The organism is Protofrankia sp. Cas3 (assembly GCF_963555955.1).
Lineage (GTDB): Bacteria > Actinomycetota > Actinomycetes > Frankiales > Frankiaceae > Protofrankia.
On record NZ_CAUVXP010000026.1, the window covers coordinates 31,140 to 47,731 of the forward strand.

The window sequence follows — 16,592 nt, forward strand, 5'->3', positions numbered from 1 at the left end:
CCGCGTGTGAACGGCTGGAACGCAGGGTGTGAGTGCGATTCGAAAGCCGGCCCACCACATCGGGCGGCCCACCGAAAAGGACCGCCCGATGTGGTGGGCCTGCGGGCGGGTCGAGCTAGGTTGCCTGGTCAGGCAGGTCAGGCAGGTCAGGCAGGTCAGGCAGGTCAGGCAGGTCAGGCAGGTCAGGCAGGTCGCCGGGAAGCGGGACGTCGTTCTCCCGCGCCCAGCGCAGGAGTTCGGTCTCGGCCGCTTCCCGTCCTACCAGACCCGCCTCGAAACGGAAATCGAGCATGTGCGCCCGCGCCTGGCCGACCAGCCGTCCGGGCGAGAGGCCCAGCAGCTCCATGATGTCGTCCCCGGAGAGTTCCGGGCGGATCGCGGCGATCTCCTCGCGCTCGGACAGCCGGGCGATCCGCTCCTCAAGCGTGTCGTAGGTCGCGGCCAGCATCTCGGCCTTGCGCCGGTTGCGCGTCGTGCAGTCCGAACGGACGAGTTTGTGCAGCCGGGACAGCTGCGGCCCGGCATCGTGGACGTACCGCCGGACCGCCGCGTCGGTCCACTCGCCGCGACCGTAGCCATGGAACCGCAGATGCAGGAACACCAACAGGGTGACCGTGTCCGCGACGTCCTTGGGGAACCGCAGCTCCGCCAGCCGTTTGCGGGTCATGTCGCGTCCGACCACCTCGTGGTGGTGAAAGGAGACTCCGCCGCCGGGTGCGTGCCGGCGGGTCCGTGGCTTGCCGATGTCATGCAGCAGGGCGGCCCAGCGCAGCACCTCGTCCGGGCCACCGTCGGGCAGCGGGTCCTCCAGCGCGATCGCCTGGCGCAACACGGTCAGGGTGTGGGTGTAGACGTCCTTGTGCTGGTGGTGCTCGTCGATCTCCATCCGCAGTGCGGGCAGCTCCGGCAGGACGATGTCCGCGACCCCGATGTCCACCAACCGTTCCAACCCGGCCACCGGGTCGGCGCCGACCATGAGCTTGCGCAGCTCATCCCGGATGCGTTCGACCGAGACGATCGTCAGTCGGGGTGTCCTGGAGCGCATCGCCGCGACCAGCTCGCCGACCGGGATCAGCCCGAGCTGCGCTTCGAACCGGGCGGCCCGCAGAATGCGCAGCGGGTCGTCGTCCAGGGACGCCTCGGGGGAACCCGGGGTCCGCAGCACCTTGCGGGCGAGGTCCGCCATGCCGCCGAACAGGTCGATGAACTCGTGGCCGGGCACGGACACCGCCATCGCGTTCACGGTGAAGTCGCGACGGACGAGATCGCCTTCCAGCGTGTCACCGTAGGCAACTGTCGGATTCCGCGATGTCCGGTCATACGCTTCAGTGCGGTAGGTGGTCACCTCGAACCGCACCCCGTGGCGGATCAGACCGACGGTTCCGAACGCGATCCCGGCCTCCCAGGTGGCGTCCGCCCAGCCACGGGTGATCTCAAGGACACGCTCCGGACGGGCATCGGTGGCGAAGTCGAGATCGGCCACGCCCAGGCCATCGGCCGCGGCGTCGACGTTCAGGCGGCCGAGCAGTGCGTCCCGGACCGAACCACCGACGAGGTACAGGCTGTGGCCGGCACCGGCAAAGAGCCGCCCCAGGTCGTCGGCGGGAGCCGGTACCTTGAGAAGGGCACTGACAGCCCGTTCCGCGGAGTCACGTGGGTTGTCCAGGCAGATCACCGACACTCTTTCAGCGTATCGGCCGCCCCTGCCCTCCACCGGCCGGCCACCCGTCGACGCGCAATCGCCGGCGATCCACCACCGCAGGACCGGCGTCAGCGCGATGGCGGAGCCGATGTCCGACAGTGACCGTGCACAGCGGGTGTGACGCGGACGACTCGTACGATCAGCTCATGTCCCCGTCCTCGACATCCCCTCGTCGGCGACTTCGGCGGGTAGAGGAAACTTCGGCGGGCGGGCTCGTCCTGGATGACCCTTCAGAAAGGGCGAACGCAGCGCTGATCGCGCGCCGTGACCGCCGTGGCCGACTGTTGTGGTCGCTGCCGAAAGGGCACGTCGAAGGCGGCGAGACCGCGGAACAGGCAGCGGTTCGGGAGGTGGCGGAGGAGACTGGTGTGACCGGACGGGTACTCGGTCGGCTCGGCACGATCGACTTCTGGTTCGTGGCCGGACGGGCACGCGTGCACAAGACCGTTCACCACTATCTTCTGCTACGGACAGCCGGGGAGCTGTCGGACGCCGATGTGGAGGTCAGCGAAGTCGCCTGGGTCCCGCTGGTGGAGGTCCGCGAACTACTTGCCTACGACGACGAACGCAGGCTCCTGAGCCAGGTGCCCGGCATTCTCACGGACACCACGTGACACACCGCGTTGATTCTCTGACGTTCCGGAGCATCAGAATGATCGCTCTGATCCTGATGTCACTCGCCATGCTGACGCTGGAAACAACCTCGGTCCGCGCGCAGCCAGACCCGGCGTCCACAGAATCCACCGGAGTATCCACAGCTTCCACCCGGGTATCCACAGGTTTGTCCCCAGCCCGGCCAGGCCTTTCGAGCCCACGGCTGAACAGATCGTCACTCGTGGCTTCGACCACTCCCGCGAACGCTTCCGAACAACCGGTACGTATCGACATCGACGAGTTCACCCAGATCGGAAGGCCCCAGTCGCCGTTGAAGGTGACGGGCCGCCTGGAACTCACCGGGACTGTCCAGGTCTCAAACCTTGAGGTACGGGTCGACCTCGGCCGTTCGATGTCCAGCCGCGGTGACCTCGCGAACCTACGCGCCAACGCGGCCGCGGCGGCCGCGCTGAGCTACCCGACGGCGGTTGCCTCCCAACCGATTGCGAGCCCGCTGGTGCCGGGCGCGCTGCCGGCGGCATTCACCGCAAGCGCCAACCCGGCCGGCCTGAACCTGCCTGCGGCGCTGAAGGTGTACCCGGTGCGGATCACCGCGACCGGAACGGTAGCCGGCCAGCGCAGAATTGTCGGTACGACATACACCTTCCTGGTCTGGGCTCCCGTCGACGTCACCGCACCCACGCCGATCTCGGTTGTGCTGCCGCTCGCGGACGTGCCACGGCTGCGCGCGGACGGTCGGCTCACCGACGATGGCCTGACCGACCTCGTCGCACCGGGTGGCCGCCTTGACCGGTTGCTGAACGCCGTCGTTACGGCCCGGGGCGAGCAGGCACCGACCGTCACCCTCGCGGTTGACCCGATCCTCGTGCAGACCCTGAAAATCATCGCTGACGGCCCGTACGAGGTGGCCACACCGTCCGGTCCGAGCCCCCGACGCCCGAGCCGGGATGCCGCGACCTTCCTGGCAAAGCTGAAGGCGTTCGCGGACGCGGGCGGCACGATCTTCGCCCTACCCTACGGCGACGTCGACGTCGTGGCGCTGACCCGGGCGCAGGAGTTCCACAGCATCCTGGTGGCGCTGCTGACCGGCCAGACCGTCATCGCCAACGCCATCGGTCGCACACCGGACACGACGATCGCCTACCCCGCCGGCGGATTCGTCGACCAGACCACGCTCGACCTGCTGCGCCGGATGGGTGTCACCACCGTGGTCACGGACGCACGCCTGCTGCCGCCGAAGGACCCGGACAAGGGCTACACCCCCGCGGCGAGCACCACCATCGCGACGTCCGGTGGTGTCACCCGGGCACTGGCCGCCGACACGGAACTGGCCAGGCTCGCGACCGGGACCACGACGCCGACCGATCGCTCGACCCAGGCAGAGTCCTTCCACGATCTCATCGCCGAACTCGCCATGATCACAGCCGAGCGTCCGGGTCTCGCCCGGGCACAGACGCTGGCGTTGCCGCGCTACTGGGACCCGCCGGCCGACTGGGCGCAGGAGGTGTTGGGCAGCCTGTCGACTCCGTTCTCCCGGCCGGTGCCACTGATCGGGACACCGGCGGTGGGTACCGCGGCGGGTTCGGCTGCCGCGAGCGGCGAACGCGGTCCCCTCGGATACCCCGACTGGGCCCGGGCGGCAGAGCTGCCCGTCACCCGGATGATCGCCGCAGAGGATCTGCGCAATCAGGTACAGGCCCTCAAGTCCGTACTGTGTCCACAGGGCTCGGGGTCACCGGGACTGCGCAACTGCACGGCCGCCGGCATTGACGCGATGGAGAACACCCTCACTGCAACCGAGTCGGTCGCCTGGCGGATGGGCGCCGCGGGCACGGACGGCGCGGACACCCTGAGCTCGGGTGTCGCCGGGGCGGTACGCGCCCTGCGGGAGGGCATCCGGGTGGTCGCGTCCCGGAGCGTGTCGCTGACAAGCAAACACGGCAGGGTTCCGGTCACCCTCGAGAACAACACCACGTTTACTGTCAACGTGGTCCTCTCCCTGGCGTCCACAGACCACTCGCGACTACGATCAGCGACAAGAGTGGTACTTATAGTACCCGCCCTGCAGAAGGAGCAGATCGAGGTCGACGTCGATGCCGAAGGTGCCGGTACGTTCCCCGTGGACATCCAGATACTCACTCCCGCCGGCCGACCGCTGTCGGCCGGTCCGCCACTGCGGATCCTGGTGAAGTCGACGGTCTTCGGGGTCATCGCCGTGGCGATAACCGGCGGTTCACTGGCGGTTCTCGTATTCGCCGTGGCGATTCGGCTGGTCCGCCGGCTGCGGGCCCTGCGCCGGCAACCTCCCGCCGACCCGCTCCCGCCGCAAGGTGCGGATATTCAGGATCTTCCGGATAGTCCTGACACGCTGGAATGCGCACGCCGGACGGTCGCGGAGCCAGCTTCGCGCGACCCACGAGCCGAGGAGCACCGGGCAGACGCACGCCGGGCCGGTGAGTACCGCAGAGACGGCCTGGAGCGGCTCGTCCGCGCCACCAACGCGGTCAGAAACACGGAGAGGGCCGGGTGCCCGGAAGGCGTCAGGAACGAGAAAGTCGCCGGGCACAGGGAAACCGGGAGCCAGGGAACCGGAGGCCAGGGAACCACCAGGGGCCAGGGAGCACGGCGGTGACGGCCGGACCCGGAGACGGGACCAGGAAGCCGCCCGCCCGACATCGCAGACGATCCGACTTCGATCCCAGCGGGCCGACCACCCAGACGCCGGGACCCTTCGGTGCGCCACCAGCCGCGCCGCCAGCCCGGCCCCAGCACCTCACACCGCGCCAGGAAACACACCTGGGCGCGCCCCACCAGGTCCGGCCGGGACGGGGCCCGGCGACCGGCGGCCCCGCGACCGGCGGCCCGGCGACCGGCGGCCCGGCGAAGTCCGCCGGCCGCGGGGCGATGACCCTGGGTCGGGCCAGCGGCACGATGGCGATCGGCACGGTCGCGTCCCGGGCATCGGGTTTCCTGCGGACGGTGGCGATCGCGACGGCCATCGGCACGGGCGCGGCCGGGGACGCCTACAACGTCGCCAACACCACCCCGAACATCCTCTATGACCTGCTGCTCGGCGGAGTGCTGTCCAGCGTCATCGTGCCGGTACTCGTCCGGGCCGCCAAGGACGACCCCGACCAGGGCGAGGCGTTCGCATCCTCGCTGCTCACCCTGGTGGTGCTGGCGCTCGGTGGGGCGGTGGTGGTCGCGATGGTGGCCGCCCCGCTCATCATCAACGCCTATCTGGCCGCCGGCGGCGCCGAGCGGGACCTCGCCGTCACGTTCCTGCGCTGGTTCCTGCCACAGGTGATCTTCTATGGCCTGGGCGCCACGATCGGGGCGATACTCAATGTGCGGCAGTCGTTCGCCGCACCGATGTTCGCGCCCGTACTCAACAACCTGATCGTGATCGCCACCTGCATGGCGTTCATCTTCGTGCCCGGCCCCAGGCCGCCCACCGTCGGCGGGATCAGCAATGCCCAGATCACGGTGCTGGCTGGCGGCACGACCCTCGGCGTGGTGGTCATGACGTTCGCCCTGCTGCCGTCGCTGCGTGCGGTCGGGTTCCGCTACCGGCCGCGGCTGGACCTGTCCCACCCCGGGCTGCGCCAGGCGGTGCGGCTGGCCGGCTGGACGCTGCTCTACGTGGCGGTCAGCCAGGTCGGGTACCTGGTCATCGTGCGGCTGTCCAGCTCCGCGACGGCGTACACCATCTACACGTACGGATATCAGATCTTCCAGCTACCCTACGCGATCATCGCCGTATCGGTAATCACTGCGCTGTTGCCGCGGATGAGCGCACACGCCGCCGACAACCGGCGCGACCTCGTCCGCCAGGATCTCTCGACCGGGATGCGCCTGGCCAGCGTCGTGATCGTGCCGGCAGCACTCACGTTGCTGGCGCTGGGTCGCCCGATCGCGGTCACGGTCTTCGACCACGGCGCCGTGAACTACGCCGGCGCCCTGCGGATCGGCGACACCCTTGCCGCCTTCGCCGTCGCCCTGGTGCCGTTCTCGCTGTTCCAGGTGCAGCTGCGGGCCTTCTACGCCCACCAGGACAGCCGCACACCCGCACTGATCAATATAGGTGTCGTGGCTACAAATATCATATGCGCGGTCGCGCTGAGCTCACTGCTGCCCGACAGGCAGCGGTCGGTCGCGCTGGCACTGGCCTTTGCCGCGTCCTACCTGGTAGGTGTCGCAGCCTCGTCAACACTGTTGCAGGCTCGCCTCGGCGGCATCGACGGCGGACGGATCGCTCGCATGCTCACTCAGGTGACCATCGCCGGCGGCCTGAGCGCGGTGGTGGCAGCAGCCGTCGCCTCGGGAGTGCGTATGATCATTGGTTCGAGCTGGGTCGGTTCCGGCGTGAGCGTGCTCCTCGCCTGCACGGTTGGCATTATAATATATCTTACGACTATTATCCGGATGCGACTGGCGGAGATGGCGGCGCTTGTCACGACTGTACGTAGCCGGTTCGGTTCCCGATCTGCGCACTGATTCCAATCGCAACCGGTGCAATCACCGATCGGCAGGCCCGGGGCTCGTACACTGAACAAGCTGCATCCGGCTACGACAGCCGGGCGCGTCGGTGATGACGGAGGCACAGTGGTCGACGGGCACAACCGACCGCCGCTGGCTGACGTCAATGAAGATGTGACGAGCAGCGCAACCCGCCGGGCCGACACCATGGCGGCACCTGGGTCCCACTCTCCGTCTGCGGATGAGACGGGCCCGATGCCGCCGCCGGGGCCTGACACACTTCCGGTGAAGACCATGCTGGACGGCCGATACCAACTACTGTCAGTCATGTACGCGCGTGGTCCGGTCACCCTGTGGCGCGGCGACGACCGCATCCTCGCCCGCCCCGTCGCCGTCCGCGTGGTGCAGCGCTTCAGCCCGGACGCGCACGACTCCGCGGCGGCGGCGCATGATCGCGCCGCCGAGATGCTGTTGGCCGCAGCCATCGCCTCCGGCCGGCTGGTTCACCCGGGCGCGGCATCGACCTATGACGCAACCTCGACCACCACCGGCGCCGGTCCGGTGTCCTACGTGGTGAGTGAATGGGTGGAGGGCACCTCCCTGCAGGCGTTGTCCGCCGAGGGCCCGCTGCGGCCGGACCAGGCCGCGACCGTGATGCTGGCCGTCGCGCGGGTGCTCGCCGCCGCCCACGAGCGCGGCATCCACCACGGCGACCTGCGGCCCAGCGACGTCATCATCTCGCACCACGGCATGGTCAAGGTGGTCGACCTCGGTACCGGCTCGGTCGTCGCCGCCCTGGAGAAAGGCGCGCACAGCCAGGCTGAACCATGGGCCGACTCCACCAACCTGGCCGCCGACGACGTCCGGGCGATGGGTGGTCTGCTGTATTCGGCGCTGACCGGACGGTGGCCGCTGGACCGTGAGTGCGGGCTACCCACAGCGCCGTCGACCAGCGACGGACGGGCGTGTTCACCCCGCCAGGTGCGGGCGGGCGTACCCCGAAACCTCGACGCGCTCACCCTCGCCACGCTCGGGGACGACCGGGCGCACCGCCCGCCGATCGCATCCGCCGCGGAGCTCGCCGAGGCCCTCGAGGAGATCGCGCCGCCCGAGGGCACCCTCGACCTCGGGCGGGTCCGCATCGACGACGAGCCGCCGATGACCCGCGCCATGGCCTCAGGGTCCCCGTCCACCGAGTACGCCGCCACCGGGCACCCGGTGGACGATGGACGGCAGGGTCCGGCCGGGCAGAACCCCGGCCCGAACGGTGGTTACCCCAGGGGTGGCGGCTCGCGCGGCGGCAGTGCGGGAGACGCCTACCCGGTCAGCGCCGGCTATCCCGCCAACAGCGGCTATCCCAACGGCGGGCTGGAACGGTTGCCGACACAGCAGCGCGCCGCATCCCGGCGACGCGGTGCCAAAGGCTCTCCGTACTCCAAGGGGACCTCATGGTCGCCACGCCGCATCCTGGCGATCGTGGTTGCGCTTGTGGTCGCCGTAACCCTCGTCGTCGTCACGATGACCATGCTGAACCGCGCTCCGCAGAAGAAGATCACGACCGCGCCGGCACCGACCGCGTCAGCGACCACGGCGGTGGGTGTCGTTCTCAAGCCCACCGTCGCGGCGTTCGACCCCCAGGGATCGGACGGCGACGAGAACAACAGCGATGCGCCGAAGGCGATCGATGGGAATCCAGCCACGTCCTGGACGACGAGTGGCTATAACAACACCGACGGCAGGCAGTTCGGCGGGCTGCCCAAGAGCGGGGTAGGTCTCCGGCTGGACTTTGGCCAGCCCGTCATCGTCCGCGACATGACGATCACATTTGGCGGTGGTCCAACCTCGTTTGAGCTACGGGCCGGTGATGCAGCGGTCAACGACATAAACGGCTACCCGGTTGTCGTCTCCGAGGCCGCTGCCCCAGCCGGCACAGCCACCACCGTGTCGGTCCCGGCGACAGCCGCCCACCAGTACTGGGTCGTGTGGCTGACCAAGCTGCCGACGGCTTCAGACGGGCGCTTCAAGGGTTCGATCGTCGACGTGTCCTTCCACTCGTAGGGCCACGGTCCCCCGCCCCCGGGCCGTCGTCCGATGACCACGTCTGAACCGTCCATGTCTGAACCGTCCACGTCCGAACCGTCCACGTCTGAAGCGCCCGCAGGTGAAGCGCCCGCAGGTGCGGTCGGCGACACTGCGCTCTCCCCTGCGCCAGAACAGGCCGAACAGGACCGGGACCTGCTCCGCCGGCACCTCGACGGCGACCCGGACGCGTTCGCCGCGCTGGTTCGGGCCCACGGCAACCGCATGTGGACGGTGGCGGTCGGCATGCTGCGCGACCGCGAAGACGCCGCTGACACCGTCCAGGAGGCCATGCTCTGCGCCTACCGCGGTGCCGCGACATTCCGGGGTGAGGCGTCGGTGGCTACCTGGCTGCACCGCATCGTGGTCAACGCCTGCCTGGACCGGCTGCGTCGCCGGGCGGCTCGACCACAGGTTCGGCTGCCCACAGACGGCGAAGGCGAACTGGCCGAACCGCGTGACGCCATGGCCGAGGGTGAGACCAGGCTCGCTGTCGACGCCGCACTCAGCCGGCTGCCCGAAGCGCTACGGCTGGCGGTGGTGCTGGTCGACGTCCTGGGGTATTCGGTCGCGGATGCGGCCGCACTGCTCGCCGTGCCGGTGGGCACAGTGAAAAGCCGGTGCGCGCGAGGACGCACAAAGCTGGCTGTAATGCTCGACTACCTGCGTCCTGGGAACCCTACGGCGCTCGATTCCGTCAGTCAGAGCAGGCACGTCAATGCATCCGACGCGGCCGGAGGAGGTGACCAGCGATGGTAGCTGATCAACATCCGGATGTTGAGCGCCTCGACGCCTATGCCGAGGGCGACCATTCGCCATCCGGCGTGGCCCTGCATGTCGGGGCCTGCCCGCAGTGCCGCGAAACCGTGACCGCGCTGCGGCAGGTGCGTCGGGATCTCGCGGCGCTCGCGTCGGTGACGATGCCCGAGGATGTCGCCGAGAGGCTGCGGGCCGCCCTGATTTCAGAGCAGGACGGTCAGCACCGCAATGGCCAGCACCGCAATGGCCAGCACCGGGATGGCCAGCACCGCAATGGCCAGCACCGGGATGGCCAGCACCGGGATGGTCGCAACCCGGCCGCCGGCAAACGGACACTGTCGAGATCATGGCGACCGGGGCAGATTCCAACCGGGATTCCAACCCGGCCCCCGGGGATCCCGGCGTGGTTCACAGCGGCGGCCTGCCTGATCGTCGTGGTGGGCATGGTCAGCTTCGTGGTAACGCTGGCCCACCATCCCGCTCAGAGCACCGCCAGTGAGGCCAGCAGCCGGCTGGCGGCACCACTGCCGGCACCGGCGGCCGCACCGCTGACGGCGCAGGCGCCGCGTTCTACCGCGGGAGACAGCTCCGCTGGCGAGATTGCACCCGGTGCGGTCGCCGACACGGCCTCAGCCATCCTCGCGCATACCGGGCGCCCGGTGACCATGGCCGAGATTCCCCAGCACGCACTCGATCTGGTGACCGGACGGATACCGGGAACGCTCCGGGTGTCACTGCACGAAGACGGCGCTGCCACGACCGATCCATCCGCCTCGGTCGCGTCTGTCATCACCGAGATGACCCAACCGGACCTGCGCTTGTGCTACGTCACCCTGGCCGCGCAGACGGGCGGGACCATCGCCGCACTCGATCTGGTGACCTTCAACGGGCAGCCGGCCGTGCTGGTCGTCCTGTCCAGCCCGAATGACACCGACCAACTGCAGGTGGCCGTGCTCGACGAGCGGTGCAACGTCACCAACATGGCGGCGGCCCTGTGGTACAGCACAACCGCTTCCCGATAATGACCTTTCCCCGGCCGCCAGCGGCGCGATGATGCTCTTACGCGCCGCCGGCGGCCCCACCCAGGCCAACCCGGCCGAAGGCGGCGCGATGATGCTCGTACGCGCCGCCGGCGACCTCAAGTAGATCTAGCCGGACCGTGACCGGTGCCCCGGGAATCGGGCGCGCAGTGGGACGGTTGTGGCAGGCGCACGGCCTCACCGGCAACGGCCGGCGACCCGAAAGGACAGGTGGAGATGTGACCGCGCAGAGCAGCGGGCCCGGATCGAACGATCCGGATGTGCGCGACGTCGTGATCATCGGATCCGGCCCGGCCGGCTATACCGCGGCGATATACACGGCGCGCGCGAACCTGCGCCCGCTGGTCTTCGAGGGTGCCGTCTCAGCCGGAGGCGCGCTGATGACCACGACGGAGGTGGAGAACTTCCCGGGCTTTCCCGAGGGCATCCAGGGCCCCGAACTCATGGAGGGCATCCGGCGCCAGGCCGAACGGTTCGGCGCGGAACTCATTGCCGACGACGTCACCGAGGTCGATCTGCGGGCCGACCCGAAAATCATCACCGTCTCGGACAAGACATACCTCGCCCGCACTGTGATCATCGCCACCGGCTCCTCCTACCGCATGCTGGGCATCGCGGACGAGGCCCGCCTCCTCGGCCACGGCGTGTCGGCATGCGCGACCTGTGATGGGTTCTTCTTCAGGGACCAGGACATCATCGTCGTCGGTGGCGGTGACTCGGCCTTGGAAGAGGCAACGTTCCTGACCCGTTTCGGCCGGTCTGTGACGATCATCCACCGGCGGGACCGACTGCGGGCAAGTGCGATCATGCAGGAACGCGCGCTAACCAACCCGAAGATCCGTTTTCGGTGGAACGCCGTGGTCGAGGCCATCCTCGGCGACGACACGGTCACCGGCGTCACAGTGCGCGACACCGTGACTGGCGAGACGGACGATATCCCCGCGACCGGCCTGTTCGTCGCCATCGGCCACGAGCCTCGGTCGGAGCTTGTTCGTGGGCAGCTCAAGCTCGACGAGGCCGGGTACATCATGGTGGACCATCCCTTGACCACTACCAACCTTTCAGGCGTCTTCGCCTGCGGTGACGTCGTCGACCACATCTACCGGCAGGCCGTCACGGCGGCGGGCACCGGGTGCGCAGCAGCGCTGGATGCGGAGCGTTGGCTGGCCGCACGCGAAGGCGAAGGCGAACAGGTACCACGGGCACCCGCCGAGACGGTCACGCAGTGAGCGCCGGCGACAGTCACGGATTCCGGATGCCCTGAGTTCCCCTGGATCCGAATCCACCAGGTTCGTCAGGGCACTGTGTCCGCGGAGTCGTTCTGACACGACGCCGTCCCCGTAGCAACGATAGGGAGGAGATCATCATGGCTGGGGTTACCAAGCCCGTCACCGACAGCACATTCGCCGACGAGGTCCTGGGAAGTAGCGTGCCCGTCCTCGTCGACTTCTGGGCGGAGTGGTGCGGGCCATGCAAGATGATCGCCCCGGTTCTCGAGGAGATCGCGGCCGAGCACAGCGACAAGCTGCGCGTAGTCAAGCTCAACATCGACGAGAACCCGCAGGTCGCTCGGCAGTATCAGATCATGTCAATACCCACCATGGCCGTTTTCGTGAACGGCGAGGTGGATAAGAGCATCGTCGGCGCGAAGCCGAAAGCAGCCCTTCTGCGGGATCTTTCCGCATACATCTGAGTACGGCCTGTGTGGCGGGTGATGGTGGCCCGCCCACGAGGCAGGGGTCCCCGTGCCACGCCGAAGGCGTTGCACGGGGAAGCCGGATCGGTAGGCCCCCGCACAGCGGCCCGCCCACGAGCTTGGGGTCCCCGGATCGCGGCGAAGCCCCACCCACACCCGTGATACGCCTACCGATTCGCGAAGCGGATCGGTAGGCCCCCGCACAGCGGCCCGCCCAGGAGCTCGGGGTCCCCGGATCGCGGCGAAGCCCCACCCACACCCGTGATACGCCTACCGATTCGCGAAGCGGATCGGTAGGCCCCCGCACAGCGGCCCGCCCACGAGCTCGGGGTCCCCGGATCGCGGCGAAGCCGCTATCCGGGGTTAGCCTGTGTCCCCGTGACCCGTCCGTCAGTAGGTTCGAGTGGTAACCGCAGGGCAAGGCTTCTGCGTCTCGGCGACCGTGATCCATCCGTCATCGAGGTACGCGCCGCATTGATCTCCCTGTCGTTTCTGCCGGCCGCGCCACGTCAGCCAGACGCATCCGCGCCGGGTTCGGGAGGCCCGAGGCTACGCAATCATGGTTCTTCCGCACTGCCGGAGGTCCCGGTCACCGGGCCGCTGTTGGTTCCAGCCAGCACAGACCTGCCTCATCCTACCGACCCGCACGTGTCATATCCGTACATGTCCGACCGGCCCGTGTCCGACCCTGCGGCGGACGGGAGCCTGTTCGACGAGGCACTGGACGATGCCGTCCGTGCGTTTCAGCAGAGCCGAGGCCTGTCCGCGGACGGCATTATCGGCCCGGACACCTTCCGCGCGCTCGACGAGGCCCGTCGCAAGCTCGGCGACCGCCTGCTGTACCACAGCATCAACCATCCGTTCATCGGAGACGATGTGGCAGCACTCCAGGAGCGGCTGTCGAACATGGGGTTCGACGTGGGACGAGCGGACGGGATCTTCAGCTCGCAGACGGAGGCGGCACTCAAGGACTTCCAGCACAACCGGGGCTTGGAACCGGATGGCCGTTGCGGGCCGCTGACCCTGCGGGAGCTGAAGAAGCTGGAACGGACCGTCGTCGGCGGCCGTCCGGATGTGCTGCGGGAGTCGGTACGCCTGCTTCAGCAGGGTCCGTCCCTGCTCGGGGTCGTGGTCGCGATCGACCCCGGGCATGGTGGGGGAGATCCGGGGGTCACCGTCGGGCAGCTGTGCGAGCGCGACCTCATGGCCGATCTTGCCTCTCGACTCGAGGCCCGACTGTTGGCCTCCGGCCTGGAGGCATACCTGCTGCACGGTCCACACGAATCGCCGGACGACTCCGAACGTGCCCATCGGGCGAACGAAATCGGCGCGGACCTACTCGTGTCGTTGCATCTGGACGCGGGCAAGTCGCCGCGTGCCCAGGGAGTGTCGTCCTACTACTTTGGCAATGCCCGGGGATCGTCCGCCGTGGGTGAACGCCTGGCCGGGCTCGTGCAGAAGGAACTTGTATCGCGCACGGACCTCGTCAACTGCCGGACCCATGCCAAGACCTGGGAGCTCCTTCGGCAAACGCTGATGCCGGCCATCCGTACGGATCTGGGCTATCTCACGAACCCGCACGATGCCGCCGCACTCGAATCGCAGGAATTTCGGGCCACCGTCGCCGAGGGGATACTCGCTGCGGTACAGCGACTGTTCCTGCCGCCGGACCTCGACCCACCCACAGGACAGCTACGGGTGCCGACGCTTGCCTCGCGTACGGCCCGCTGAGGCCCCGCCTGGCCCTTTCTACCGACTCTGCCGCAAACCCCCGCCGACGGGCTGGCCGTATCCCTGCTGGCCGTCTCCCAGGGCAATTGGCACCGAGACACGGTCAGCCCGTCGGCGCTGTCCCAGCCGCGCTACCGACCTGGCGCAGCATCGCCTCCGGTGCCATCGACCCAAGCAGCCGCTCAAGCGCGACCTCAACCTCTTCCCGCCAGCTCACGGCGTTCTTGACCTCAAGCCGCAGCCGGGGCCAACGGTGGTGCGGCCGGACCGTCTTGAAGCCCACGGCAAGCAGATACTCGGCGGGTACAACGCACCGGGTCCCTTCGCCACGCAGATCCCCGAAAGCCTCAATGGCGCGAAACCCACGGCGGACCACATCCTTGGCGACCGACTGGATGAGAACACGCCCCAAGCCCTGGCCAGCGAACTCATCCAAGATTTTTGCAGTCATGAGGAGCACGGCGTCCGGACTGACGGGACTCGTCGGAAAGGCGACCGACCGCGGTACATAGGCCGGCGGTGCGAACATCGCGAACCCGGCCGCGACGCCGTCCACATAAATGATCTTTCCGCAGCTTCCCCACTCGAGAAGGGCCGAGGACACCCACGCTTCCTTCTCCAGTTCAGTGCCCCCGGCTTCCTCCGCCCGACTGCGTGCGACCGGGTCCAGCTCCCAGAAGACGCATCGACGGCACCGCCGCGGCATGTCGTCAATGTTGTCGAGAGTGATGTTGGCAATGCGACGGCTCATATCGCGATGTTCCACGCGGCCAGGCATCCAGCGTCGAGGTCACCACTGACATCTCTCACACATCCAGGTTAGGCCATCCGGTGTAGATCTTCATTGAAGATGACCGCTGTCCGGGTACAACGAACGCTTCCGGCGGCCAGAGCGCCCAGGAGCGCGGGGCGTCGGCGTCGGCGTCGGCGTCGGCGTCGGCGTCGGCGTCGGCGAACCGACCCCTGCTGCATCTCCTGGCACGAGAAGTCCTCAACGTGGCGCGTACCACGTCGTCAGGGTGGGACGGGTGGGGGCGAGTTCATAATGTTCCACGTGAAACGCCCGCGGTGGAGTCGCCGACGACGGGCCCCTCGAGCCGGAATTCGCAGCACTGGGTAGCGCTGCGGGCGAACCCCTGTGGGAGAACCATCTCGATCGCCGTGTGGCGGTGGGATCTGGACAGGCCAGGAGGCCGGCTGGGCGCGGATCGCCCGGCAATGGGGGTGTGGATGAAGGAGTGGGGCTGGGGTGCGTGTGCATCGCGAAGTGCGAGGACAGAGGCACGCGCCCCAGCCCCGCGACGCCGCATCCCTGTTGCCGGGCACTCTACGTTGTGGCTGATGGGGCGAGGGCTACTGGAAGCGGGAGACGAAGCGGCGTTGCCAGGGTGTCTCCACGGCGCGTGGGGAGTATCGCTCCCGGACGTAGGCAACCGCCTCACGGGCCGGTACCCCGTCCAGCACTGCGAGGCAGGCCAGTGCCGTGCCGGTTCGTCCGTATCCACCGGCGCATGCGACCTCGACGCGCTCGGCTTCGGCGCGGATCCATGCCTCGCGCAGCGCGTCGACGGTTGCCGTGCGGTCGGATGGCAACCAGAAGTCGGGCCAGCGAAGCCACCGGCTTTCCCAGACAACGGGGGGTGCCTCCTGGCCCAGCAGATACAACGCGAAGGTGGGAACGGGACCAGCCGGAAGCGGCACGCGCAGTCCCCGACCGCGAACGATCCGGCCGGAGGGCAGCCGCAGCACGCCCGGCGCTGCGGGCTCCCATGGTGCGATCACGGTGCGAGGGTAGCCCTCTTAACCGATCAGCGTGCTCACCGATCAGCGTGCTGATGACGTCTTCGCGGCAGTGGCCGGCCCGGTGTGCAACTGCACCAGCTGATGCGGCTGCGCTGAGCACGACCCAGCGGAGCCCGACGGCCCGGACCCCGGTGACCCGGGGATTGCAGGTAGCCAGTTGGTCAATCCGCTCCCGACCGGTGCCGCTGGCGTGGATGTTCACAGCGGCAACCCGCACCACCAGACACGGGCCGCGGGCGCCGGTGACGATGTTCTGCGGTCGTCCCGGTCCCAGCCGTGCCAGCATCGACGGCGCCGGACGTGCGGACTGCGAGTTCACCATCGCCGCCGACGGCCCGACCCTCCGACCCCGGCAGCCAGTGCTGATGTCAAGGGACGTCGTGGGGCACCGGAACCGTGTCCGCAGTGCGCCCGGACCGGGGGACGTCCCGGGGCTTTGGGTGCTGGCACCCGAGGGAATTCTGATCGCCCGGCGGGGTGGAAATGTCGGACCAGACACCTATTCTGAACATATGTTCGAATCGTCTGATGGGTGTGCCGGCCCCAACCCGGCCGGCCCCGACCCGGCCGGCCCCGACCCGGCTGCCGGCGTGGACCTCGACGGCCTCGACATCGAGGGGTTGGACGCGGCCAGCTGCCTGACCCTGATGTCCACCATCACCCGCCAACGCGCCGCCCTCGACGCGAT

General features: G+C 68.6%; 13 protein-coding genes. 9 read left to right on the top strand and 4 right to left on the bottom strand.

Annotation, left to right across the window (positions count from 1 at the left end; genetic code table 11):
- Positions 1-115: 115 nt before the first annotated feature.
- The gene (locus U9983_RS07655) at positions 116-1,675 is read right to left on the bottom strand and encodes a CCA tRNA nucleotidyltransferase (protein ID WP_322753352.1); all 1,560 of its coding nucleotides are present in this window, start codon (positions 1,673-1,675) and stop codon (positions 116-118) included.
- 173 nt (positions 1,676-1,848) lie between these two features.
- On the opposite strand from U9983_RS07655, the gene U9983_RS07660 reads away from it, so the two are divergent.
- The 9 genes from U9983_RS07660 to U9983_RS07700 all read left to right on the top strand — a co-directional run bounded on the left by U9983_RS07660 (position 1,849) and on the right by U9983_RS07700 (position 14,101).
- Positions 1,849-2,316, top strand: coding sequence for an NUDIX hydrolase (locus U9983_RS07660; RefSeq protein WP_322749174.1), 468 nt, complete (start codon positions 1,849-1,851; stop codon positions 2,314-2,316).
- Between the two features lie 38 nt (positions 2,317-2,354).
- Positions 2,355-4,949 (top strand): DUF6049 family protein, encoded by a 2,595-nt coding sequence (locus U9983_RS07665; protein WP_322753353.1) that lies wholly within the window; start codon positions 2,355-2,357, stop codon positions 4,947-4,949.
- On the top strand, positions 4,946-6,814 hold the full coding sequence (gene murJ / locus U9983_RS07670; RefSeq protein WP_322753354.1) for a murein biosynthesis integral membrane protein MurJ: 1,869 nt from the start codon (positions 4,946-4,948) through the stop codon (positions 6,812-6,814). The genes U9983_RS07665 and murJ overlap by 4 nt, the downstream gene beginning before the upstream one ends.
- Positions 6,815-7,090: 276 nt before the next feature.
- Positions 7,091-8,854: a protein kinase family protein gene (locus tag U9983_RS07675; protein WP_322753355.1), complete on the top strand. Its 1,764-nt coding sequence runs from the start codon at positions 7,091-7,093 to the stop codon at positions 8,852-8,854.
- A gap of 54 nt (positions 8,855-8,908) precedes the next feature.
- Positions 8,909-9,634, top strand: coding sequence for an RNA polymerase sigma factor SigM (sigM, locus tag U9983_RS07680; RefSeq protein ID WP_322753356.1), 726 nt, complete (start codon positions 8,909-8,911; stop codon positions 9,632-9,634).
- Entirely contained in the window at positions 9,628-10,656 is a 1,029-nt protein-coding gene (locus tag U9983_RS07685) for a hypothetical protein (protein WP_322753357.1), read from the top strand. Before sigM ends, U9983_RS07685 begins: the two co-directional genes overlap by 7 nt.
- 236 nt (positions 10,657-10,892) lie before the next feature.
- Complete coding sequence (gene trxB, locus U9983_RS07690; protein ID WP_322753358.1) at positions 10,893-11,903, top strand: thioredoxin-disulfide reductase; 1,011 nt, start codon at positions 10,893-10,895, stop codon at positions 11,901-11,903.
- A 137-nt stretch (positions 11,904-12,040) separates the two neighbouring features.
- Positions 12,041-12,367: a thioredoxin gene (gene trxA, locus U9983_RS07695; RefSeq protein WP_322749167.1), complete on the top strand. Its 327-nt coding sequence runs from the start codon at positions 12,041-12,043 to the stop codon at positions 12,365-12,367.
- Positions 12,368-12,748: 381 nt separating this feature from the next.
- Entirely contained in the window at positions 12,749-14,101 is a 1,353-nt protein-coding gene (locus tag U9983_RS07700) for an N-acetylmuramoyl-L-alanine amidase (protein ID WP_322753359.1), read from the top strand.
- Between the two features lie 103 nt (positions 14,102-14,204).
- Here the strand turns inward: U9983_RS07700 and U9983_RS07705 are convergent, their stop codons facing one another.
- The 3 genes from U9983_RS07705 to U9983_RS07715 form a co-directional block, all read right to left on the bottom strand.
- A complete protein-coding gene (locus U9983_RS07705) occupies positions 14,205-14,852 on the bottom strand; it encodes a GNAT family N-acetyltransferase (protein WP_322749165.1) in 648 nt (215 codons plus the stop codon).
- A 55-nt stretch (positions 14,853-14,907) separates the two neighbouring features.
- Positions 14,908-15,111: a hypothetical protein gene (locus U9983_RS07710; protein WP_322753360.1), complete on the bottom strand. Its 204-nt coding sequence runs from the start codon at positions 15,109-15,111 to the stop codon at positions 14,908-14,910.
- Between the two features lie 343 nt (positions 15,112-15,454).
- Positions 15,455-15,883: a protein-tyrosine phosphatase family protein gene (locus U9983_RS07715; RefSeq protein ID WP_322749164.1), complete on the bottom strand. Its 429-nt coding sequence runs from the start codon at positions 15,881-15,883 to the stop codon at positions 15,455-15,457.
- Positions 15,884-16,592: the final 709 nt, after the last annotated feature.

Excerpts from the sequence above, each read along its gene's own strand:
- U9983_RS07660 (WP_322749174.1), top strand. The coding sequence starts at position 1,849 with ATGTCCCCGTCCTCGACATCCCCTCGTCGGCGACTTCGGCGGGTAGAG.
- U9983_RS07665 (WP_322753353.1), top strand. The coding sequence starts at position 2,355 with ATGATCGCTCTGATCCTGATGTCACTCGCCATGCTGACGCTGGAAACA.
- U9983_RS07675 (WP_322753355.1), top strand. The coding sequence starts at position 7,091 with ATGCTGGACGGCCGATACCAACTACTGTCAGTCATGTACGCGCGTGGT.
- sigM (WP_322753356.1), top strand. The coding sequence starts at position 8,909 with ATGTCTGAACCGTCCACGTCCGAACCGTCCACGTCTGAAGCGCCCGCA.
- U9983_RS07685 (WP_322753357.1), top strand. The coding sequence starts at position 9,628 with ATGGTAGCTGATCAACATCCGGATGTTGAGCGCCTCGACGCCTATGCC.
- trxA (WP_322749167.1), top strand. The coding sequence starts at position 12,041 with ATGGCTGGGGTTACCAAGCCCGTCACCGACAGCACATTCGCCGACGAG.
- U9983_RS07705 (WP_322749165.1), bottom strand. The coding sequence starts at position 14,852 with ATGAGCCGTCGCATTGCCAACATCACTCTCGACAACATTGACGACATG.